Source organism: Xanthobacter cornucopiae (assembly GCF_043195065.2).
In the GTDB taxonomy this organism is placed as follows: Bacteria; Pseudomonadota; Alphaproteobacteria; order Rhizobiales; family Xanthobacteraceae; genus Xanthobacter.
The window spans coordinates 3,087,482-3,107,908 of the sequence record NZ_CM195531.1 but is presented as its reverse complement, the minus strand read 5'-3'; the positions used below and the strand labels follow the sequence as shown (position 1 = coordinate 3,107,908).

Sequence of the window (20,427 nt, the reverse complement as noted above, 5' to 3'; positions counted from 1 at the left end):
CATGGGACTTCTCGGCATCCTGGTCGGCCTTGCCGTCCTCATCTATTTCGCCTTCAAGGGCTCCTCCATCCTCATCATCGCGCCGGTGGCGGCGCTGATCGTGGCGGTGTTCGCGGGTGAGCCGCTGCTCGCCTCCTGGACCCAGACCTTCATGCCGAACGCGGCCCAGTTCGTGGCGCAGTTCTTCCCGCTGTTCCTGCTCGGGGCGGTGTTCGGCAAGCTGATGGAGGATTCCGGCTCGGTCACCTCCATCGCCCGCACCATGACGCTCAAGCTGGGCGCCGAGCGCGCGGTGCTGGCGGTGGTGCTGGCCGGCGCCATCGTCACCTACGGCGGCGTCAGCCTGTTCGTGGCCTTCTTCGTGCTCGTTCCCATGGCCATCGAGCTGTTCCGCGCCGCCCGCCTGCCGCGCCGGCTGATGCCGGCGGCGGTGGCGCTGGGCACCACCACCTTCACCATGTCGGCCATGCCCGGCACGCCCTCCATCAACAACGCCATTCCCATGCCGTTCTTCGGCACCACGGCGTTCGCGGCGCCGGGGCTCGGGCTCATCGCCTCGGCGGTGATGCTGGGGTTCGGCCTGTGGTGGCTGAAGCGGGCGGAGGCCAAGGCCCGGGCGAACGGCGAGGGCTTCGGCGCCTATGTGCTGGACCCCGCCGCCAGCGCCGAGAAGGCGGCCGAGGACCCGATCGTGCGTGAGCGCGCCACCACCGCCCAGGCCTTCGACCCGGCGGAGATCGACCACAGCGTCGCCGACAAGAAGGGGCCGCCGATCCTGCTGGCGGCGCTGCCGATCGTCGTGGTGGTGGTGGTGAACCTGCTGATGTCGTTCGTCATCCTGCCGAATGTGGACCTCTCCTTCCTGGCGGAGGAGCGGTGGGGCGGGGTGACGCTGGCCGCCGTCGGCGGCGTGTGGTCGGTCATCACGGCGCTGATCGCCGCGATCCTGACGGTGATCGCCATCAATTTCCGCTCGGTGCCGGTGCTGCGCGCCACCATGGCGGCCGGAGCCAACGCCTCGGTGCTGCCGATCCTGTCGGTGGCGAGCCTCGTGGGCTTCGGCGCGGTGGTGGCGGCGACGCCGGCCTTCGCCGACGTGCGTGACTGGGTGCTCGGCATCCAGGGCGGGCCGCTGGTGTCGCTGGCGGTGGCCACCAACATCCTGGCGGCGTTGACCGGCTCGGCCTCGGGCGGGCTCACCATCGCCCTCGATGCGCTCGGCCCCACCTATATGAAGCTGGCCCAGCAGGTCGGAATGGACCCGGCGCTGATGCACCGCGTGGCGGTGATCGGCTCCGGCACGCTCGACAGCCTGCCCCACAACGGGGCGGTGGTGACGCTGCTCTCGGTCTGCGGCGTCAGCCACAAGGACGGCTACCTGGACATCGTCATGGCCGCCATCGTCAGCGCCCTGCTGGCGCTGGTGGTGGTGATCGTGCTCGGCACGCTGGTGGGCAGTTTCTGACACGTCCCCCGGCGCCGGGCTGATCCCGGCGCCGGGGCGCTCATCCGGGGGGAGGGCATGACCTCTGTGATCTCGCGCCTGGTGGTGTTGTGCCGCTATGCGCTGGTGCCGCTGTTCGTGGGCCTCGCCTTCGCTCTGGTGCTGCTGGTGGCCGCGTTCTTCATGCAGCTCTGGGCCTTCGCCTGGCGCCTGCCGGCGGCCAGCGAGGCCGAAGTGCTGATGGCGCTGCTATCGCTCATCGACCTCACCCTGGTGGGCGGGCTGGTGGTCATCATCATCTGCTCGGGGTTCGAGAATTTCGTCGGCAGGATCGACCGCCGCCATGCCGAGGGCTGGCCGGTGTGGATGCGGCGGGTGAGCTTTTCCGGCCTCAAGCAGAAGCTGTTCGCCTCGATGATGGCGATCGCCGGCATCACCCTGCTCAAATCGCTGATGAAGCTGGAGACGAGCGTGAGCGAGGCGCAGGTGAAGTGGCTCGCCATCGCCAATGTCATCTTCGTCTGCGGCTATGCGGTGCTCGCCTTGACCGACCATTTCGCCCGCCACGCGGACGGCGAGTGAGGGCGGCGCGGCGGTGGCCAGCGGGAAATTGAGCCCCGGGCGGCGCAGCCGGGGTGAGAAGTCCGCCCAGTTGTGCTTCCTTGGCGCAGATCACGTCCGGGCGCGCGCGCCCGCCAGACCACGCGGGAGCCACATGCCGGCAACGTACGAGGCCCAGGGCCTGCTCACCTTCACCACCGCCATCCTGGTGTATTTCGTCGGCGCCGGCATCAACGGCGTGGTGCCGCCGCTGCGTCGGTGGAACATTCCGGAAGCGGTGACCGGCGGCCTGCTGGCGGCGGTGGCGACGCTGGTGGCGTATCGCGTGTTCGGCCTCGCCGTCTCGTTCGACCTGACCGCCCGCGACATGCTGCTGCTCTATTTCTTCACCGGCATCGGCCTCAACGCGCGGCTGGCCGATCTGGTCACCGGCGGCAAGCCGCTCGCCATCCTGCTCGGCCTGACGGTGGTGTATCTGGGGGTGCAGAACCTGGTCGCGGTCGGCGGCGCCGCCGCCCTCGGCCTGCCGGAGGGGCTGGCGCCGCTGCTGGGCTCGGTCTCGCTCATCGGCGGCCATGGCACCACCATCGCCTGGGCGCCGCTCATCTCCGAGCGGTTCGGGCTCGACAACGCCCTGGAAGTCGGCATTGCCAGCGCCACCCTGGGGCTGGTGCTGGCGAGCCTGGTGGGCGGGCCGGTGGCCGGCGTGCTCATCTCCCGCTACAAGCTGCGCTCGGACGAAATCCTGCCGCCCATGGTGGGCCTGCCCTCGGACGATGTCGGCCCCGACGCGGGCAAGGTGACGTATGACAACATCCTGAGCGCGCTGCTGGTGCTCAACCTCGTGATCCTGATCGCCTATGCGCTGGAGGACGTGGTGGAGATGACCGGCCTCAAGCTGCCCATGTTCGTGGTGTGCCTGCTGGTGGCCATTGTCGTGACCAATGCCGCGCCGCCGCTGCTGGGGCGCTCCGCCTGGGCCGCCGCCTGGCCGGCGCGCACCCCGGCGCTGGCGCTGATCTCCGACTTGTCGCTGAAGATCTTCCTGGCCATGTCGCTCATGAGCATGCAGCTGTGGACCCTCGGCGGGCTCGGCCCGGCGCTGGCGGTGGTGCTGGGGCTGCAAACCCTGGTGGCGGTGGCCTACATCCTGTTCGTGGTGTTTCCGGCCATGGGCCGGAACTATCAGGCGGCGGTGCTGTCGGCCGGCTTCACCGGCATCAGCCTGGGCGCCACGCCCACCGCCATCGCCAACATGACGGCGGTGACCAAGACCCACGGGCCGGCGCCGACCGCCTTCATCATCCTGCCGCTGGTCTCGGCCTTCTTCATCGATATCGCCAATGCGATCGCCATCGGCTTCATGATCCGCTGAGGGCGGGCCGGGGCGGCGGCGCGAAAGGGCTTGCGCCGCCGCCCGTTCCGTGGCGATTTCCGCGGCGAAGGCGCGGCCCTGCGGGGCGTGCGCACGCTGTCCGAAGGAGCCACCATGGCCGACACGACCTCCCGCACCCTCTCCATCCGCCGGCCCGACGACTGGCATCTGCACCTGCGCGACGGGGCGGTGATGCGCGCGGTGGTGGGGGAAACGGCGCGGCACTTCGCCCGCGCCATCGTCATGCCGAACCTGGTGCCGCCGGTGACCACCGGCGCGGAGGCGGCGGCCTATCGCGATCGCATCCTGGCGGCGGTGCCGCCGGGCCTGGACTTCACGCCGCTGATGACGGTCTACCTCACCGAGCAGACCGATCCCGCCGACCTGCGCGCCGCCGCGGCGGACGGCCTCATCCATGCCGTGAAGCTCTATCCCGCCGGCGCCACCACCAACTCGGCCTCCGGGGTGAAGGATGTCGCGCGGGTGCAGAAGGTGTTCGAGACCATGGCCGAGATCGGCCTGCCGCTGTGCGTGCACGGCGAGGTGACCGACCCGGCGGTGGACATCTTCGACCGCGAGGCGGTGTTCATCGAGCGCGTGCTGGAGCCGCTGCGCCGCCGCACGCCGGGCCTCAAGGTGGTGCTGGAGCATATCACCACCCGCGAGGGCGCCGACTATGTGCGCCAGGGCGGCGACGACATCGCCGCCACCATCACGGTTCAGCACCTCATCATCAACCGCAACCACATCCTGGTCGGCGGCATCAAGCCCCATTACTACTGCCTGCCGGTGGCCAAGCGCGAGGAGCACCGGGTGGCGGTGCGTGCCGCCGCCACCTCCGGCGACCGCCATTTCTTCCTCGGTACCGACAGCGCTCCCCACCTGGACCCGGCCAAGGAAAGCGCCTGCGGCTGCGCCGGCTGCTACAGCGCCACCAATGCCCTCTCGGCGGTCACCGAGGTGTTCGAGCAGGACGGCGCCTTGGACCGGCTGGAGGCGTTCGTCTCGCTCAACGGCCCGGCCTTCTACCGCCTGCCGCCCAATGCGGAGCGCATCACCCTCGCCAAGGGCCCGGTGGTGGACTATCCGCGCAAGATCGAGACCGAGGCCGGTCCGCTGACCGTGTTCGATCCCACCTTCCCGCTGCATTGGCGCGTCGCCGGCTGAAGCTGCCGCCGGGGCCGCCCCGATGGTGTTGCCCTGGAAGGCCTATCCGGGTGTAGTGTCGTCATCGATCAACCCATGATCGGGTGTGCGGCGGGTCGGATGGGGTTGGAGCCTGACAGAAGCGGCGGCGCGGCGCGCGGCGGCGGCTTACCCCGGCCGGCGCGGCGCTGCCGGGAAATGTCCGAAAGAGTGACGGCCAATGGTCAAGATGGGATTGGGGCGGGCCGATCGCATTGTCGTCCTGGTGTTCGCCGTGCTGAGCGCCGGCATGTTCCTGGCGCTGGGGCAACTGGTGGTGCTGCAGGTCTCGCGGCCGCGGCTCGATGAATACCTGGACAATGTGCTGGCGCGCTCGGTGGCGGTGGCGGCCGCCGGGGCCCAGGTCATCCGGGCCGAGGAGGCGAGCCCGAACCGGATCTGCTCCGACAAGGATCTGGAGGAGATGCGCTACACCTTGTTCGTGAACGAATACCTGGGCGACATCGGGCGCCTGGTGGACGGCAAGGTGGTGTGCACTGCGGGATGGGGCCGGCTGCCGGAGCCCTCGGGCCTGCCGCCGCCGCAGCGCCAGCAGGCGAGCGGCATCACCTTATGGGCAAATGTCCCGAGCCCGACCGATCCGCGTCTGGTGGTGGACATGGCGAGCCGGGATTCGGTGGTCGTGTTCACGGCGCCCACGGCGTTCAAATCCTTGCTGCGTCCGGGTGGCGGGTTCGCCGCGGTGGTGCTCACCCAGGACGGGGCCCACATCTTCCAGTCGTTCGGCGACGCGGCCGGGCTGCCCTCGCTGCTGGAGGCGCCGCGCGCGCCGTTTGAGCTCGGGCCCAGGCTCACCGCCTCGGCCTGCGCGCCGACCATGGACATCTGCGCCGTGGCGGCGCTGTCGAACGTGGACATCCTGCGCCAGCCGGTTCCGGTCTGGCTGGGGGCGAGCGTGGCGGGCGCGTTCACGGGCGGATGCCTGGGGCTGGCGCTCAACCTGCGCCACCGGGCGATGTCGTCGCTGCCGCAGCAGATCCGGCGCGCGGTGGCGTTCGGCCGGCTCCAGGTGGTCTATCAGCCTTTGGTGCGCCTGAAGGACGAGCGCATCGTCGGTGTCGAGGCCCTGGCCCGGCTGTCCGACGATCACGGGCGGATGATCTCGCCGGACATCTTCATCGCGGTGGCGGAGGAGAGCGGCTTCATCGGCATCATCAGCCGCGCGGTGATCCGCAGCGCCCTCGCGCAGATGCGCGACCGGCTGCGCGGGGCCGACGAATTTCACGTGCACATCAATCTGGCCGTCGCCGATCTGCTCGACCCGACCCTGTTGAAGCACCTGGACGATGAGGTGAACCGCCTCGGCATTCCCCCGTCCCGGGTGGTGCTGGAACTCACGGAGCGCTCCAGCGCCGATTATGACCGGCTGCTCGATGCGGTGGAGCGTTTTCGCGGGCGCGGCTACAAATTCTTCATCGACGATTTCGGCACCGGTCATTCCAACCTCGCCTATCTCGCGAAGCTGCCCATCAACGGCATCAAGATCGACAAGATGTTCACCAAGGCCATCGGCAAGGCGGCGGTCAGCTCGGCCATCGTCGAGACCATCTGTGCCATGGCCGGCGACCTCCACCAGGAACTGGTGGTGGAGGGGGTGGAGACGCGCGAGCAGGCCGAGCACATGCTGAAGATCTTTCCCGATGCCATCGGGCAAGGCTGGCTGTTCGGCAGGCCGGTGCCGCCGCAGTTGCTGTGATCGCCCCGCGCCGGGTGGGGCGATTGGCTCAGTGCGCGAACACCCCTTCGAAATCCTTGAATCCCTTAATCTCGATCGGGTTTCCCGCAGGGTCGAAGAAGAACATGGTGCGCTGCTCGCCCGGCTCCCCCTCGAACCGGACCACCGGAGGGATGTCGAAGGCGATGCCGGCCGCCACCAGCCGGTCGGCCAGGGCGAACCAGTCGTCGAGCGGCAGCACTGCGCCCAGATGGGGCATCATCACCATGTGCTCGCCCACCTTGCCGGTGCGGGTGACCGGGAAGGGCGTGCCCAGGTGCAGCGAGATCTGGTGGCCGAAGAAATCGAAATCCACCCAGGTCTCGGTGGAGCGCCCCTCGGCGCAGCCGAGCACGCCGCCGTAGAAGCGCCGGGCGGCGTCCAGGTCGGTGACGTGAAAGGCAAGGTGAAACAGGGCCTTGGCACGAACGCTCATGGGGGGCTCCAATTCGGTGTCGCCCCTTGATTAGCCCGGGATGAGCCTCGTAAAAACTACATAATCATGTCGCTGAGCATAAGGTTTTATTGTGGATCTGCGCTTTCTGGAGAGCCTGGTGGCGGTGGTGGAGGCCGGCTCCATCGCAGCCGCCGCCCGGCGGGAAAAGCTGACGGCCGCCGCTGTCAGCCAGCGGGTGCAGGCGTTGGAACGGGAGCTGGGCTGTGCCCTGCTGGTGCGCACCGCCCATGCCGCGCGCCCCACCGAGGCGTGCCTCGCCCTGCTGCCCCGCGCCCGCCGGCTGCTGCGCGAGGCGGCGTTGCTGAAGGAGGATGTGGCCGGCGGGGCGCTGCGTGGCGAACTGGCGGTCGGCGCCATTTCCACCGTGCTGACGGGGCTGATGCCGGAAGCCCTCGACGCCCTGGGCCGGGCCGCCCCCGACCTGCGGCTGCAACTCATTCCGGGCAGCTCGCTGCAGCTCTATGAGGCGCTGACGCGTGGCGCCCTCGACGCGGCGGTGCTGGTGGCGCCGCCGTTCGCGCTGCCGAAGGGGCTCGTCGGTCATCCGCTGCGCACGGAGCCGCTGGTGTTGCTGTCCCGCGTGCCGGTGGCCCCGGCGGAGGTGGAGGCCGCCATTATGGCGGCGCCGGTGATCCGCTACGATCCGGCCTCCTGGGGCGGACGCCTGGCGGCGGACTATCTGGCCGCGCGCAGGCTGCACCCCGAGGTGCGGTGCGACCTGGATGCGCTGGAAACCATCGCCCTGCTGGTGGCGCGCGGCATGGGCCATGCCCTGGTGCCGGCGTGGCCGGGGCTGGCGGCGGCGGGCGTCCACATCTGCCGGGTGCCCGATGCCGCGCCGTTCGCGCGCCGGATCGTGTGCCTGCATCCGGCCCTGCCGGCGCGGGCCCGGGCGCTGGAGGCGCTCATCGCCGCGCTGGCGGCGGTTTGATGCTATCGGCCCGGTCTTCGACCGGTGCCAAGCGGGTCGGTTCAGGCACCGCGCGGGCTTGATCAGCGCCCTCTGAGTGCTGCTCACGGCCCTCTGGTCTGACGGCGTTCACGCCTTGCGGACCCAGCGGCCGGTCTCCTCCTGCTGCCAATAGGTCAGCGCGTGGCCCTGGGCCTTGGCCTCGCGCCAACGCTGGCGGGCGCTTGCCACCTGCTCGGCGTCGCGGCCGTCGAACAGGTGCACCACGCGGGTATAGGGCGTGCTGTCCGCCAGCGGCACCGCATCCACCAGAAAGCGGATCTGGGCGCCGTTGGGGTTGGCCTCGGTGGTGGCGATCAGCACCGGCTGGCGCTCGCTCTGGGGCTGGGCCTCGGTGCCGTGGGGCAGGAAGGAGGATTCGTTATAGGTCCAAAGGTGCGTGTCGAGGGCATCGCGCCGCTCCGGCGAGCCGCATTGCACCACGCATCGCCACCCTCGCTCCAGGGACTTCTCCAGCAGCGTCGGCAGCACCTCCTCCAGGGGACGGCGCTCTAGGTGATAGAAGAGGACTTCGGTCATGGGCGCCCCGGATCAGCACGGCCGCCCTGGTCCCGCGCCGCTTGGATCGCGCCAGGGCGCGCGCCGGCGCATGGCGCGGGAGGCGGGCGCCGCATGGAAGGCCGCCCCTCTCCCGTTTCGGAAGGCAGGGGCGGCGACACGGTCAGCCTTCGTAATTGTCCGCCACCAGCTGGTTCAGCAGGCGCACGCCCCAGCCCGACCCCCAGCTCTTGTTGATGTCGGAGGCGGGGGAGGACATGGCGGTGCCGGCGACGTCCAGGTGCGCCCAGGGGGTCTTGTCCACGAAACGCTGCAGGAACTGGGCGGCGGTGATGGAGCCGGCGTTGCGGCCGCCGGTGTTCTTCATGTCGGCGAACTTGCTGTCGATCAGCTTGTCGTATTCCGGGCCGAGCGGCAGGCGCCACACCCGCTCGCCGCTGACGCCGCCGGCCTTGGCGATGTTGTCGGCCAGGGTGTCGTCGTTCGAGAACAGGCCCGCGTATTCCTGCCCGAGTGCCACCAGGATGGCGCCGGTGAGGGTGGCGAGGTCGATCATGAACTTCGGCTTGAACCGGTCCTTGGTGTACCAGAGCACGTCGGACAGCACGAGCCGGCCTTCCGCGTCGGTGTTGATGACCTCGATGGTCTGGCCCGACAGGGAGGTGACGATGTCGCCGGGGCGCTGGGCGGCGCCGTCGGGCATGTTCTCCACCAAGCCGATGACGCCCACCGCGTTCACCGCGGCCTTGCGGGCGGCGAGGGCATACAGCAGCCCGGTGACGCAGGCGGCGCCGCCCATGTCGCCCTTCATGTCCTCCATGCCGGCGGCGGGCTTGATGGAGATGCCGCCGGTGTCGAAGGTGACGCCCTTGCCGATGAAGGCCACGGGGGCGTCGTCCTTGGCGCCGCCGTTCCAGCGCATCACCACCACGCGGCTTTCCTTGATGGAGCCCTGGCCGACGCCCAGCAGCGCCCCCATGCCGATGGCGTGCAGCTCGGCGTCGCCCAGCACCTCCACCTCGACGCCCACGGCCGAGAGGTGCTCCTGTGCCCGACGGGCGAACTCGGGCGGATCGAGCACGTTGGCCGGCTCGTTCACCAGGTCGCGCGCCAGCAGCACGCCGTCGCTCACGCCCTCGCGCAGGGCCCAGGCGCGCTTGGCTGCAGCCTCGTCGGCCACCTGCAGGGTCAGGGCGAGAGCGCCGGGCTCGGCGTCGTCCTTCTTCTTGGTCTTGTAGCGGTCGAAGTCATAGGCGCGCAGGCTGGCGCCCAGGGCGATCTCGGCCACGGATTCGGGCGCGACCTTGGCGCCGGGCAACTCCACCAGCACCGTGGCTTCGCGCGCGTTCGCGGGGATCTTGCCGGCGATGACGCCGCCGAGCTTCAGGAAGTCGGTGGCCTTCAACTCGCCCGCCTTGCCCACGGACAAGATGATGAGACGCGGGGCGTCGAGGCCGGCGGGGGCGAGCACATCCACCCCGGCGAAGGCCTTGCCCTTGAAACGCTCGGCGTCGAAGGCGCGGGTGACGGTCGCGTCGGCGCCCTTCAGCAGCTTCTGGGTGGCGGAACCGAACGCCAGGGTCTCGTCGGTGAGCACGATCACCACGCCCTTGGGGGCGGCGGTGAGTTTGGCGAACGAGAGGGTCAAGGGCTCGGACATGCAGCGCTCCACGAGAAGGTCGAGGGGAAGGAATGAGACGCGGGTGTCCCTTTGTCCAGCGTGTTTTCGCGCGCACCCAAACCCATGCCACGCGCCAAGACGGGACGCGCCAAGACGGGACGCGCCAAGACGGGACGCGCCAAGACGGGGACGCGACGAGGGCGCGCGCAATGAGGGCGGGCCTTGCGGTTCCTGCGGGCCGGCGGCGACCGCCGACGTGGGGCGGGCCGCCCTTCAGATCGGAAGCGGTGGCGCGGCTGGACGTTCGGACGCGGCGCGGCGCATGGCGCGCGGAAGCCGGGCGTTGCGACGGGGCGTCGGCGCGCCCGGATGGGAGGGAGGCGCGACGGCGGCGGGAGGTCAACGCCGCAACGGTCTGGCGCGATGTCGGGGGAGGGCCGGCGCTTCATTCCCGCGGTCTCGGGCGGCGGTGCCCCAGGGACGGCTTGGCGCCGCGGGGCCGGCAGGTTCGCCGTTGCCGGCCGATCCCGCTCTCGCATGCGGGAAGAAGATGGGGATGCCGCGTGCCCGATGGCCGGGAGCGAGGCCGTGGCGCTCCGGGCTTCCGGCGTGACCACCCCAGCGGATGGCGGCGGCGCCCGGCGGCCAGGGCCGCCGGGCGCCGCCGGTCAGGCTCACTCGGCCGGGGCGTCCTCGGCGGCGGCAGCGGCGGCGGCGGCCTTGTCGGCCTTCTCCTTGGCGCGCTCCTGGGCCTTCTGGCCGGGCTCGGCCTTCTTGGGGTTGTTCTTGGCCTCGCGCTTCAGCAGGCCGGCGGCGTCCAGGAAGCGGGCGACGCGGTCGGTGGGCTGGGCGCCCTTCTCAAGCCAGGCCTTGGCCTTCTCGGTGTCGAGAACGACGCGCTCGGCGGCATCCTTCGCCAGCAGAGGGTTGAACGAGCCGATGCGGTCGATGAAGCGGCCGTCGCGGGGGGAGCGGGCGTCGGCCACCACGATGCGATAGTAGGGGCGCTTCTTGGCGCCGCCGCGGGACAGGCGGATCTTGAGGGACATGGGGTCTTCCTTGGTACGATAGAGGGAACGGGAAACGGTGTGGCTGATCCCCCCGCCGCCGTCCGCTGAGACGGCAGAGGCGGGGACCGGCCGGCTATTTCTTCTTGCCGGGGCCGCCCAGTCCGGGCAGTCCCTTGCCGGCGAGGCCCTTGGGCAGGCCGGGCAGGCCGCCGGGGAACTTGGAGGGCAGGCCGCCGCCGGGGAGGCCGGGGAAATTGGGGGGCAAGGCGCCGGGCGCGCCGGCGCCGCCGGCGCCCATCTTCTCGGCCATGTCCTTGAGCATCTCGGGGGAGGGGCCGCCGCCGCCGAAGCCCATCATGCCGGCAAGGCCCGCCAGCGGGCCGCGCTTGCCGGCCGGGCCGCCCATGGCCTTCATCACGTCCGCCATCTGCCGGTGCATCTTCAGCAGGCGGTTGATGTCCTCCACCTTGGTGCCGGAGCCGGCGGCGATGCGGCGCTTGCGCGAGGCGTCCAGCAGCTTGGGCGAGCGGCGTTCCTTGGGCGTCATGGAATTGATGATCGCCACCTGCCGCTTGAACACCTTGTCGTCGAGATTGGCGGAGGCAATCTGGTTCTTCATCTTGGCGACGCCGGGCAGCATCCCCATCAGCCCGCCGAGCCCGCCCATCTTCGCCATCTGCTCCAGTTGGGAGCGCAGGTCGTCGAGGTCGAAGGTGCCTTTGCGCATGCGCTCGGCGGTGAGCTTGGCCTTCTCAATGTCGATGGCCTCGGCGGCCTTCTCCACCAGAGCCACCACGTCGCCCATGCCGAGGATGCGGCCGGCGACGCGATGGGGGTCGAAGTCCTCCAGCGCGTCCATCTTCTCGCCGGTGCCGAGCAGCTTGATGGGCTTGCCGGTGACGGCCCGCATGGACAGCGCGGCGCCGCCGCGCCCGTCGCCGTCGGCGCGGGTCAGGACGATGCCGGTGAGGCCCACGCGTGCGTCGAACGCCTTGGCGGTGTTCACCGCGTCCTGGCCGGTGAGGCTGTCGGCCACCAGCAGCACCTCATGGGGGCCGGTGGCGGCTTTCACCTCCGCCACCTCCGCCATCAGCGCCTCGTCCAGGGTGACGCGGCCGGCGGTATCGAGCATGACCACGTCGTAGCCGCCGAGCCGGGCGGCATCGAGGGCGCGCCGGGCAATCTGCACCGCGCTCTGGCCGGCGACGATGGGCAGGGTCGCCACCTCCACCTGGGCGCCGAGGGTGGCGAGCTGCTCCATGGCCGCCGGGCGGCGGGTGTCGAGCGAGGCCATCAGCACCCGGCGCTTGTTGCGCTCGGTGAGCCGCTTGGCGATCTTGGCGGTGGAGGTGGTCTTGCCCGAGCCCTGGAGGCCCACCATCAGGATGGGCAGCGGCGCCGGGGCGTTGAGATCAATGGGGTCGGCGTCGGAGCCGAGGGTGGCCACCAGCTCGTCATGGACGATCTTCACCACCATCTGGCCGGGGGTCACCGACTTGATGACCTCCACGCCCACGGCGCGCTTCTTCACCCGGTCGGTGAACGAGCGCACCACGTCAAGGGCCACGTCCGCCTCGATCAGCGCGCGCCGCACCTCGCGCATGGCCTCGCCGACGTCGGCCTCGGTGAGCGCGCCGCGGCGCTTCAGCTTGTCGAGTATGCCGCCGAGGCGGTCGGAGAGGGTGTCGAACATGGGCATCCGTCTGGTTCGGATTTCACGAGCGATCAGGCAACGCCAAACGCGCCCGAGGGCGCAACGCGCTGTCGGGCGGTGACCGGACCATTGGGGACCGGTCGGCGGATCGGCGGGGCCGTCCTCGTGAAGGGGTGGTTCCTACCAGCTTTGAACGCGGGAGGCAATGCGCGGCTCAGGCGCCCAGTCCGGCGCCCGCCAGGCCCACCGCCAGCAGGGCCAGCCAGCAGGCGGCGGCGCGGCGCAGCACCGGCGGCAGGCCCGCGTCACGCTTGAGCAGCGCGCCGGCACCGGCCCACAGGGTGGCTACCATCAGCACCGAGCCGGCGAACAGCGCCAGGTGCGGGGCGAAGGCCGGCGCGTCGCCGGGCGGCAGCAGGGTGAGGCCGATGACCAGCGCCTTGGGATTGAGCAGGGTGGTGACGAACACCCGGCGCCCGGTCACCGTGCCGGCGCCGGTGCCGGCGGTCTCCACCCGCCAGAGCTTCACCGCCAGCACCGCCACCCAGCAGGCGGCGGCGAGCTTCACAGCGCGGGTGGCGTGCGGCCACTGGGCCAGCAGCTCGGCGCCGATCAGCGCCAGGGGCACCGTCACCAGCAGATAGGCGAGGAGCTCGGCCGGCATCAGGCGGACCGCGCGCTTCAGCCCCACAGTCGCCCCGGAGAGGGCCAGCAGCGTGTTGGTGGGCCCCGGCGTCAGCAGCAGCGCCCAGATGGCGAACAGGAATGCACTGGTGCTCATGGCCCCTCCGGTCCGGGTGCTGCGACGGCCAGGGCGGCGCGCCAGCTCCGGGTGGGGCGCCGCCCCCTGCGTTCTGCTTGGTATCGACGGCCGCGGGCGGGATGGCAACGGCGCCGCTGTCGCAGCCTGGCGCGATCCGGCCGGCGGTGCCGCGCCCGTCGCCGCTCAGCGCGGCTGGGCGGCGGCGCGGGGAATGACGAAGGCGGTTTCGCCGGCGGGCCTCACCCGCACCCGGGCGGTGTAGAGGGTGCCGGCGGCGGGCCCTTCGGTGACGGTGCCGAGCACGTCATAGGTGCCAGGCAGCAACTGGCCCTGCACCGGCTTCGCGCTCGCCTGCGGCAGGGTCCAGGGGCCGGCTGGCGGGTCCTGGCCGGGCAGCGGCAGGGCCGACCACGTCACCGGCGCGTCGGCGCCGTCGGCCTGGAAGGTCACGGCGATCCGGTAGGGGCGGGCCAGCGGGCGCTGGCCGTCCTTGATGCCGGAAGCCCAGCCCTCGGAGGGGTCGTAGGTGTTGATCTCCAGCTCGGCGGCGGCATCGAAGCGCACGCAGCGGGCGTGATCGACCACCTGGCTGCCCCTCGGCTCGTAGCGCCAGGCGGCGCAGGCGGCGTCGGCGGCGCAGGCCGCCTGGCACTGGGCGATGGTGCCGGTGGGGGCGAACGGCTGGTCTGTCACCGGGCGGGCGGCCTTGCCGAGGACGCGGCCGGTGGGATGCAGCGCCACGTTCGGCATCAGCGGCGCGCCGGGATAGTGGGCGGCGCCTTCCGGCTGCGCAGGGCCGGCGGCGAGCACGGTCTCGGTGAGCGCCTTGTCGAGGGTGGCGGCATCGCGCGCCTCAAGATAGCGGCCGCCGGTCTTGTCGGCGATGCAGGCCACCTTGGCGCCTTCCTCGCGGGTGAGGCCGAAGCCGATGACATGGGCCGTGAAGTCCACCCCGGTCGCCTTCAGCTCGCCGGCCAGGGCGCAGGGGTCGGCCTCGCAGGTCTCGATGCCGTCGGTGACGAGCACCACGGTGGCCGGCGCCTCGGTGAAGCGCAGGGCCTCGGCGGCCTGTTTCACCGCCGCCGACAGCGGCGTCATGCCCAGAAAGCGCAGCGTTTTCACCGCCTCGCGCACCGCGGGGCCGGAGCCGGGAGCCGGCGGCACCACCAGCTCGATGTCGGCGCAGTCGTTCTTGCGGCGGTGCCCATAGGCCATCAATCCCACCTCGCGGTCGGCGGGCAGGCTGGCCATCACCTTGTCCACGGTCTCGCGGGCCACCGCCAGCTTGCGCCGCCCGTCGATCACCCCCCACATGGAGCCGGAGCCGTCCAGGATAATGACGGTGCGCGCCACGTCGGCGGCGCCGGCGGGGGTGGGTGCCAGCGCCAGCAGAGTCAGCAGCGCCAGAACGAGCCGGTGCCAGGGGGTGGAACGGGGGCGCGGCCTGGCGAACGTCATCGGCGTCTGTCTCCCGTGCCGCGTCCGGCTGCGCGATGTGGATCGGCGCACGCCATCGCCCCCGTGCCGCCGCCATGGCGGCAAGCCTGGAGCGGCCCGGCGGCCCTGCCGAAGCGAAATAAGGCGCTCCGGGTGCCGGTGCAAGCGGCCCGGCGCCCGGAGCGCTCCTCTCGCGCGCCGAGGCGTGCTAGAGCTCGCCCGGCACAGGAGGCCGCCATGACCGACAACAATGAGATCACCCGATTCTTCGGCGGTTCGCCGGCCTGGGTGCTGGTGCGCCTGGTGGTGCTGTCGGTGGTGGTGGGGGTGATCCTGGCGGCGCTCGGGCTCGACCCGCTGAACATCCTGCACAGCCTGGAAAGCTTGGTGCGCAACCTGTTCTCCTTCGGCTTCGAGGCGGTGGAGCGGCTGTGGCGCTATTTCCTGCTGGGGGCGGTCATCGTGGTGCCGCTGTGGCTGATCCTGCGCATCGCCAGTGCCCGGCGCTGACGCGCTGCCGGGGTCCGGCGCCCGGCCGGCGCCCTCCAGGACGCGCCCGGGGAGCCGCCGTGAAGGAGCGCCGGTGAAGGGGCAATCGCGAAGAGACGCCGCCACGGAGACGCGAGCATGAGCGTGGGAACCGGACCAGTCACGCACCGGCGGGTGCTGGCCATCGCCCTGCCCATGACGGTGGCGCACCTCACCACGCCGCTGCTGGGGGTGGTGGATGCCGCGGTGGTGGGGCGCCTGGGCGACGCCGCTTTGCTCGGCGGGGTGGCGCTGGCCGCCGTCGTCTTCGACATGCTGTTCTGGGGCTTCGGCTTTCTGCGCATGGGCACGGTGGGCCTCGCGGCCCAGGCGGTCGGCCGGCGCGACGGGGTGGAGCAACGGGCGGTGCTGGCCCGCGCCCTGCTGATCGCGGGTGCGTGCGGCGGCGCGCTGGTGCTGCTCCAGGTGCCCATTCTGGCGGCGGCGCTGAAGCTCGCGGGGGCCAGCCCCGAGGTGAGCGCCGCGGTGGCGGACTACTATCATGTCCGCATCTTCGCGGCGCCCTTCAGCCTCGCCAACTATGCGGTCCTGGGCTGGCTGACGGGGCTTGGACGCACCGGCCGCGCGCTGGCGCTGCAGGTGGGCATGAATGTCCTCAACATGGGGCTGTCGGCGGTGCTGGTGCTGGGGGCGGGCTATGGCATCGCCGGTGCGGCGGCCGGCACCCTGGCGGCGGAGGCGGTGGGCGCAGCGGCGGGGCTGGCGCTGTGCGGCCAGCTCCTCGATTTCCGCTGGAACGTGCCGCGCGCCGTGCTGCTCGATGCCCGGCGCATCCGCGAGGCGATCCTTCTCAACGGCGACATCCTGATCCGCACCGCGGCGCTGATGTTCTCCTTCTTCTTCTTTTCGGCGCAGGGCGCGCGGGCCGGCGACGTGACGCTGGCGGCCAACGCGGTATTGCAGAACCTGTGGCTGCTGGCGGCCTATTTCCTCGACGGCTTCGCCACGGCGGCGGAACAGGTGTGCGGAGCCGCCGTGGGCGCGCGCCAGCGGGCGCAGTTCGCGCGCGGGGTCAAGCTGGTGCTGGTATGGGGCTTCGGCTTCGGGGCCGCGGCGGCGCTGCTCTATCTCGGGGTCGGGCCGGCGCTCATCGACGCCATGACCACCAGCGCGGCGGTGCAGGCGGAGGCGCGGCGCTACCTGGCCTATGCGGCGCTGCTGCCGCTGGTGGGCGTCGGTGCCTTCGCCTTCGACGGGGTGTTCATCGGCGCCCTGTGGTCGCGCGACATGCGCAACCTGATGCTGTCGGCGGTGGCGGTCTATCTCGCCGCCTGGTGGGCCCTGCGGCCGTTCGGCAATGATGGCCTGTGGGGGGCGCTGGTGGTGTTCCTGGCCGCGCGCGGCCTGCTGCAGGGCCTGCGGCTGCCGGCCTTGATGCGGCGCACCTTCCGCCCTGCCTAGTCCAGCGCCGGGAACAGGTGGGCGCCATCGGCGCCGAGCGGCAGGTCGCGCACCCAGGCCACGGCGGAGAGGGGCAGCGGCCCGTACAGGTGCGGAAACAGGTCGCCGCCGCGGGATGGTTCCCACGTCAGCGCAGCGCCAAGGGCCTCCTCCCGCACGGCCACCAGCTTCAGGCCGGCCCCGCCGGCGAAATGCCGGGCCGCCGTCTCGCGGACCTGCGCGGCGGTGGAGAAATGGATGTAGCCGTCGGCCACGTCCACCGGCGCGCCGGTGAAGGTGCCGGCGGCCTCGGCCGCGGCCCACAGGTCGGCGGGGCTGATCTTGTAGATGAGGCGGGACATGGCATGGCTCCGGTTCGCGCCGCTTCTAGAGCGTTTTCCCGTTCCATGAAATCGGGGAAATGCCCTAGCCCCTTGAGTTGACGCGTTTTCTTCAGGCGCACCGCCGCCCGCGCCGCCTGAAGGCGCTGCGGAGGCTCTGCCTGCCCGCCTGCCGTCGGCCGCCATCGTTGCCCGGTGGAGCATCCTCCGGTAAATAAGCGGCGGATATGCTCGTATAAAGTGTTATTAGGTTGTAGACAAGGATTCGATTCCTGGACAAATAGGGAACAAATTCTTATCTTGCGCGCAAGGGCGGCGAGGACGCGACATGACCATGCTCACGCACGGGCAGATCTGGAGGGCGGTGGACCAACTCGCTGAGCAGCATGGGCTGTCCACGTCCGGGCTCGCCAAGCGGGCGGGGCTGGACCCCACCACCTTCAATCGCTCCAAGCGCATCACCACCGACGGGCGCCCGCGCTGGCCGTCCACCGAGAGCATCGCCAAGGCGCTGGACGCCACCGGCACCAGCGTGGAGGATTTCTTCGCGCTGCTGGAGCCGGAGCGGGCGCATGCGCACGGCGCCGGCTTCGAGGAGGAGAGCTCGCCCCTCACCGGCAGGCCGCACACCATTCCGCAGATCGGCTTCGCCCAGGCGGGGCGGGGCGGCGTCTTCGACGGCGCCGGCTGCCCCACCGGCGCCGGCTGGGACGAGATCGTGTTTCCCGACCTGGACGATCCGAAGGCCTATGCGCTGGAGGTCGCGGGGGAGGCGCTGCTGCCGGTGTATCGCGACGGCGACATGGTGGTGGTCTCGCCCTCCAGCCCTGTCCGCCGGGGCGACCGGGTGGTGGTGAGGACCACGGCGGGCGAGGTGCTGGTCAAGGAACTGGCGCGCAAGACCGCCCGCCGGATCGAACTGCGGGCGCTCGACCCGGCCCAGGCCGACCGGGCGATTCCGCTGGAGCAGGTGGAGTGGATGGCCCGCATCGTCTGGGCGAGCCAATAGGCTCAGGACAGCAGCGCTTCCAGCGTCTCCAGCCGGTCCGCCTCGCCCGGGGGCTTGTCCCAGCGCAGGCGGGAGATGCGGGGAAAACGCATGGCGAGGCCGGAGCGGTGGCGGGAGGAGCGGGCGAGCCCCTCGAACGCCACTTCCAGCACCAGCCCGGCATCCTTCTCGTGCACCACCTCCCGCACCGGGCCGAAGCGGTTGACGGTGAACTTGCGCACGAAGGCGTCGATGGCCTTCAGCTCGTCGTCGGTGAAGCCGAAATAGGCCTTGCCCACGGGCACCAGCACGTCGCCGTCGGCGCCGGCGGCCCACACCCCGAAGGTGTAGTCGGAATAATAGGACGAGCGCTTGCCGTGGCCGCGCTGGGCATACATCAGCACCGCATCCACGGTGCGCGGGTCGCGCTTCCACTTCCACCACGGGCCCTTGGGGCGGCCCGGCAGGTAGGGGCTGTCGGCGCGCTTCATCATCACCCCCTCCACCGCTGCGGCGTCGGGGCCGGCCCCGGCGGCGGCGGGATCGCGGCGGGCGGCGGCGAGGTCGTCCCAGCGTGTGAACGGCACCAGGGGCGAGAGGTCCAGCCGGGGGCCGGCATGGCGCGCCACGAGGGCGGCGAGCCGGGCGCGGCGCGCCGTGAATGGCAGGTCGCGCAAGTCCTCGGCGCCATCGGCCAGCAGGTCGTAGGCGCGGATATAAGCGGGGAAGTCGGCCAGCAGCTTGTGGGTCACGCTCTTGCGGTTGAGGCGCTGCTGCAGGACGTTGAACGGCTGCACCCGACCCTCGCGCACGATCAGCAGCTCGCCGTCCAGGGCGCCCTCGAAGTCGAGTGCTTCCAGCAGGTCGGGAAAGGCCGGGGAGAGGTCCTCGCCGGTGCGCGAATAGAGCCGGGTCACCCGCGTGCCGTCGGCACCGGTGCCGGCCACCGCCTGAACCCGGATGCCGTCCCATTTCCATTCGGCGCGGAAATCCGCCGGCGCCAGGGCGGAGAAGTCCGCCTCCTCTATGGCGTGGGCCAGCATCACCGGGCGGAACGGGGCGGGGTTAGAGGTGAGCGGGCGCGGACCGCGCCCCTCCACCCAGGCGAACAGATCGGCATAGGGCGGCGCGAGGCCCGGCCACACCAGCTCCACCTCGTCGGCGGCGAGGCCCCCGAGGCTCGCGACCGCAGTCTTGGCCAGGCGGGCGGAGGCGCCCACGCGCAGCGCCCCGGTGATGAGCTTCAACAGGGCCCACCGCCCGGTCTCGTCCAGTCCATCGAGCCAGCCGGCGAGCGCCCGAGGCAGGCTGGTCTTCGGCAGGGTGGAGAGGTCGTGCACGATCCGCGAGAGCGGCGGCGCCACAGGCGCCACGCCCTCGGGCGGCCGCCAGAGCAGCGCCGCGGTTTCGGCGAGGTCCCCCACATAGTCGTAGGACAATTCGAACAGCACCGGGTCCGCGCGGGCGGTGATGAGGGCGCGGATGAGGCCGGGCTTGGCATTGGCGAAGGAGAAGGCGCCGGTGAGCGCGGCCAGGGCGAAGCCGCGCTCCGGGTCAGGGGTGGTGCGGAAATAGTCCGCCATCAGGCGGATCTTGGCATTGCGCCCCGGCTCGAAGCCGAGGCGGTCGATGAGCGCGGCGAAGCGGTTCATGTGCGCTCCATCCCTGTGCCGCGCGGCGGTGGGCGCATGCCGCCACGGCAGGCTGCCGCCGGTCCCGTGCCGCGCCGGGGGCACCCCGGGTGTCGTGCTCCGCGCCGGGTTCCGTGCGCGCCTCTATTGCAGCGAGCCCTCGCCATCGCCCGGCATGCGGGCCAGCAGCATCTGGGTGATGGCCACCAGCATGTCGGCCCGCGCCTTCAGCGTCTCCGCCTCCAGCAGCGCCTGCTTTTCCAGGGCACCGTAGGGCGACATCACCGAAAGGGCGTTCACCAGGGTCTCGGTGCCGGCCTCGCTGATGCCGTCCCAGTCGGCCTCCAGCTGGTTGGCGTCGAGGAAGGCGGCCAGCGCCGCCAGCAGCGCGGTGCGGTCCACCTCCGCCTCCCCCCGCTGCGGCTCGAAGTCGGACACGAAGTCCGAGGTGTCGATCCGCACCTGGCGGTAGGGCGTGGTGACGTCCAGCTCCTCGACGATGCGATAGCGGCAGATGCCGGTGAGGGTGATGAGATAGCGCCCGTCGCCGGTCTCGCTGAACTCGGTGAGGCGGCCGAGGCACCCCACGGCATGGAGCGCCGGGCCGCGCGCGGTGGCAGGCGCCGCCTCGTTGGGCTGCACCATGCCGATGAGGCGGGTGCCGCCGATGGCGGCATCCACCATGGCGAGATAGCGCGGCTCGAAGATGTTGAGCGGCAGTTCGGCCCGTGGCAGCAGCAGGGCGCCGGTGAGCGGAAACACCGGGATCACCGGCGGCAGGTCCGCCGGGGACAGGTAAGTCTTGTTGGAGGCCACGGGCTCGGATCC

At 71.3% G+C, this 20,427-nt stretch carries 19 protein-coding genes; 9 read left to right on the top strand and 10 right to left on the bottom strand.

What is annotated here, in order from left to right:
- Window position 1: 1 nt before the first annotated feature.
- From V5F53_RS13675 to V5F53_RS13655, 5 genes are all read left to right on the top strand, one after another.
- A complete protein-coding gene (locus V5F53_RS13675) occupies window positions 2–1,465 on the top strand; it encodes a GntP family permease (RefSeq protein WP_393995304.1) in 1,464 nt (487 codons plus the stop codon).
- A 57-nt stretch (window positions 1,466–1,522) separates the two neighbouring features.
- Window positions 1,523–2,026 (top strand): YqhA family protein, encoded by a 504-nt coding sequence (locus tag V5F53_RS13670; RefSeq protein WP_393995305.1) that lies wholly within the window; start codon window positions 1,523–1,525, stop codon window positions 2,024–2,026.
- Window positions 2,027–2,159: 133 nt separating this feature from the next.
- Window positions 2,160–3,380 carry a sodium/glutamate symporter gene (gene gltS / locus V5F53_RS13665; protein WP_393995306.1) on the top strand — a complete coding sequence of 407 codons (1,221 nt, stop codon included), beginning with the start codon at window positions 2,160–2,162 and terminating at the stop codon, window positions 3,378–3,380.
- A 114-nt stretch (window positions 3,381–3,494) separates the two neighbouring features.
- Complete coding sequence (gene pyrC / locus V5F53_RS13660) at window positions 3,495–4,547, top strand: dihydroorotase (RefSeq protein WP_393995307.1); 1,053 nt, start codon at window positions 3,495–3,497, stop codon at window positions 4,545–4,547.
- Window positions 4,548–4,746: 199 nt separating this feature from the next.
- Window positions 4,747–6,282, top strand: a complete 1,536-nt coding sequence (locus V5F53_RS13655) for an EAL domain-containing protein (protein ID WP_393995308.1) — start codon at window positions 4,747–4,749, stop codon at window positions 6,280–6,282.
- A 28-nt stretch (window positions 6,283–6,310) separates the two neighbouring features.
- On the opposite strand, the gene V5F53_RS13650 is transcribed toward V5F53_RS13655, so the two are convergent.
- Window positions 6,311–6,736 carry a VOC family protein gene (locus V5F53_RS13650; RefSeq protein ID WP_393995309.1) on the bottom strand — a complete coding sequence of 142 codons (426 nt, stop codon included), beginning with the start codon at window positions 6,734–6,736 and terminating at the stop codon, window positions 6,311–6,313.
- 91 nt (window positions 6,737–6,827) lie between these two features.
- On the opposite strand from V5F53_RS13650, the gene V5F53_RS13645 reads away from it, so the two are divergent.
- On the top strand, window positions 6,828–7,688 hold the full coding sequence (locus V5F53_RS13645; protein WP_393995310.1) for a LysR family transcriptional regulator: 861 nt from the start codon (window positions 6,828–6,830) through the stop codon (window positions 7,686–7,688).
- Between the two features lie 108 nt (window positions 7,689–7,796).
- Here the strand turns inward: V5F53_RS13645 and V5F53_RS13640 are convergent, their stop codons facing one another.
- From V5F53_RS13640 to V5F53_RS13615, 6 genes are all read right to left on the bottom strand, one after another.
- Window positions 7,797–8,246 (bottom strand): DNA polymerase III subunit chi, encoded by a 450-nt coding sequence (locus tag V5F53_RS13640; protein WP_393995311.1) that lies wholly within the window; start codon window positions 8,244–8,246, stop codon window positions 7,797–7,799.
- A gap of 142 nt (window positions 8,247–8,388) precedes the next feature.
- Complete coding sequence (locus tag V5F53_RS13635) at window positions 8,389–9,885, bottom strand: leucyl aminopeptidase (RefSeq protein ID WP_393995312.1); 1,497 nt, start codon at window positions 9,883–9,885, stop codon at window positions 8,389–8,391.
- A gap of 635 nt (window positions 9,886–10,520) precedes the next feature.
- Window positions 10,521–10,895 (bottom strand): 30S ribosomal protein S16, encoded by a 375-nt coding sequence (gene rpsP / locus V5F53_RS13630; protein WP_509212369.1) that lies wholly within the window; start codon window positions 10,893–10,895, stop codon window positions 10,521–10,523.
- A 94-nt stretch (window positions 10,896–10,989) separates the two neighbouring features.
- Window positions 10,990–12,549, bottom strand: a complete 1,560-nt coding sequence (ffh, locus tag V5F53_RS13625) for a signal recognition particle protein (RefSeq protein ID WP_393995313.1) — start codon at window positions 12,547–12,549, stop codon at window positions 10,990–10,992.
- A 175-nt stretch (window positions 12,550–12,724) separates the two neighbouring features.
- The gene (locus V5F53_RS13620) at window positions 12,725–13,291 is read right to left on the bottom strand and encodes a LysE family translocator (protein WP_393995314.1); all 567 of its coding nucleotides are present in this window, start codon (window positions 13,289–13,291) and stop codon (window positions 12,725–12,727) included.
- Window positions 13,292–13,456: 165 nt separating this feature from the next.
- Window positions 13,457–14,731 (bottom strand): vWA domain-containing protein, encoded by a 1,275-nt coding sequence (locus V5F53_RS13615; RefSeq protein WP_393995315.1) that lies wholly within the window; start codon window positions 14,729–14,731, stop codon window positions 13,457–13,459.
- Window positions 14,732–14,947: 216 nt separating this feature from the next.
- Between V5F53_RS13615 and V5F53_RS13610 the strand changes: the two genes are divergently transcribed.
- On the top strand, window positions 14,948–15,220 hold the full coding sequence (locus tag V5F53_RS13610; protein WP_393995316.1) for a DUF6460 domain-containing protein: 273 nt from the start codon (window positions 14,948–14,950) through the stop codon (window positions 15,218–15,220).
- A gap of 117 nt (window positions 15,221–15,337) precedes the next feature.
- Window positions 15,338–16,660 (top strand): MATE family efflux transporter, encoded by a 1,323-nt coding sequence (locus tag V5F53_RS13605; RefSeq protein WP_393995317.1) that lies wholly within the window; start codon window positions 15,338–15,340, stop codon window positions 16,658–16,660.
- Here the strand turns inward: V5F53_RS13605 and V5F53_RS13600 are convergent.
- On the bottom strand, window positions 16,657–17,001 hold the full coding sequence (locus V5F53_RS13600; RefSeq protein ID WP_393995318.1) for a DUF952 domain-containing protein: 345 nt from the start codon (window positions 16,999–17,001) through the stop codon (window positions 16,657–16,659). The genes V5F53_RS13605 and V5F53_RS13600 overlap by 4 nt on opposite strands.
- Before the next feature lie 313 nt (window positions 17,002–17,314).
- On the opposite strand from V5F53_RS13600, the gene V5F53_RS13595 reads away from it, so the two are divergent.
- On the top strand, window positions 17,315–17,989 hold the full coding sequence (locus V5F53_RS13595) for a S24 family peptidase (RefSeq protein WP_393995422.1): 675 nt from the start codon (window positions 17,315–17,317) through the stop codon (window positions 17,987–17,989).
- A gap of 2 nt (window positions 17,990–17,991) precedes the next feature.
- Here V5F53_RS13595 and V5F53_RS13590 read toward each other — a convergent pair whose 3' ends face one another.
- Window positions 17,992–19,620 (bottom strand): cisplatin damage response ATP-dependent DNA ligase, encoded by a 1,629-nt coding sequence (locus V5F53_RS13590; protein WP_393995319.1) that lies wholly within the window; start codon window positions 19,618–19,620, stop codon window positions 17,992–17,994.
- 123 nt (window positions 19,621–19,743) lie between these two features.
- Complete coding sequence (locus tag V5F53_RS13585; RefSeq protein ID WP_393995320.1) at window positions 19,744–20,415, bottom strand: LON peptidase substrate-binding domain-containing protein; 672 nt, start codon at window positions 20,413–20,415, stop codon at window positions 19,744–19,746.
- Window positions 20,416–20,427: the final 12 nt, after the last annotated feature.

Excerpts from the sequence above, each read along its gene's own strand:
- pyrC (WP_393995307.1), top strand. The coding sequence starts at position 3,495 with ATGGCCGACACGACCTCCCGCACCCTCTCCATCCGCCGGCCCGACGAC.
- rpsP (WP_509212369.1), bottom strand. The coding sequence starts at position 10,895 with ATGTCCCTCAAGATCCGCCTGTCCCGCGGCGGCGCCAAGAAGCGCCCC.
- V5F53_RS13595 (WP_393995422.1), top strand. The coding sequence starts at position 17,315 with ATGCTCACGCACGGGCAGATCTGGAGGGCGGTGGACCAACTCGCTGAG.
- V5F53_RS13620 (WP_393995314.1), bottom strand. The coding sequence starts at position 13,291 with ATGAGCACCAGTGCATTCCTGTTCGCCATCTGGGCGCTGCTGCTGACG.
- V5F53_RS13600 (WP_393995318.1), bottom strand. The coding sequence starts at position 17,001 with ATGTCCCGCCTCATCTACAAGATCAGCCCCGCCGACCTGTGGGCCGCG.
- V5F53_RS13640 (WP_393995311.1), bottom strand. The coding sequence starts at position 8,246 with ATGACCGAAGTCCTCTTCTATCACCTAGAGCGCCGTCCCCTGGAGGAG.
- ffh (WP_393995313.1), bottom strand. The coding sequence starts at position 12,549 with ATGTTCGACACCCTCTCCGACCGCCTCGGCGGCATACTCGACAAGCTG.
- V5F53_RS13675 (WP_393995304.1), top strand. The coding sequence starts at position 2 with ATGGGACTTCTCGGCATCCTGGTCGGCCTTGCCGTCCTCATCTATTTC.
- V5F53_RS13650 (WP_393995309.1), bottom strand. The coding sequence starts at position 6,736 with ATGAGCGTTCGTGCCAAGGCCCTGTTTCACCTTGCCTTTCACGTCACC.
- V5F53_RS13605 (WP_393995317.1), top strand. The coding sequence starts at position 15,338 with ATGAGCGTGGGAACCGGACCAGTCACGCACCGGCGGGTGCTGGCCATC.
- V5F53_RS13610 (WP_393995316.1), top strand. The coding sequence starts at position 14,948 with ATGACCGACAACAATGAGATCACCCGATTCTTCGGCGGTTCGCCGGCC.
- V5F53_RS13615 (WP_393995315.1), bottom strand. The coding sequence starts at position 14,731 with ATGACGTTCGCCAGGCCGCGCCCCCGTTCCACCCCCTGGCACCGGCTC.
- gltS (WP_393995306.1), top strand. The coding sequence starts at position 2,160 with ATGCCGGCAACGTACGAGGCCCAGGGCCTGCTCACCTTCACCACCGCC.
- V5F53_RS13590 (WP_393995319.1), bottom strand. The coding sequence starts at position 19,620 with ATGAACCGCTTCGCCGCGCTCATCGACCGCCTCGGCTTCGAGCCGGGG.
- V5F53_RS13635 (WP_393995312.1), bottom strand. The coding sequence starts at position 9,885 with ATGTCCGAGCCCTTGACCCTCTCGTTCGCCAAACTCACCGCCGCCCCC.
- V5F53_RS13670 (WP_393995305.1), top strand. The coding sequence starts at position 1,523 with ATGACCTCTGTGATCTCGCGCCTGGTGGTGTTGTGCCGCTATGCGCTG.
- V5F53_RS13655 (WP_393995308.1), top strand. The coding sequence starts at position 4,747 with ATGGTCAAGATGGGATTGGGGCGGGCCGATCGCATTGTCGTCCTGGTG.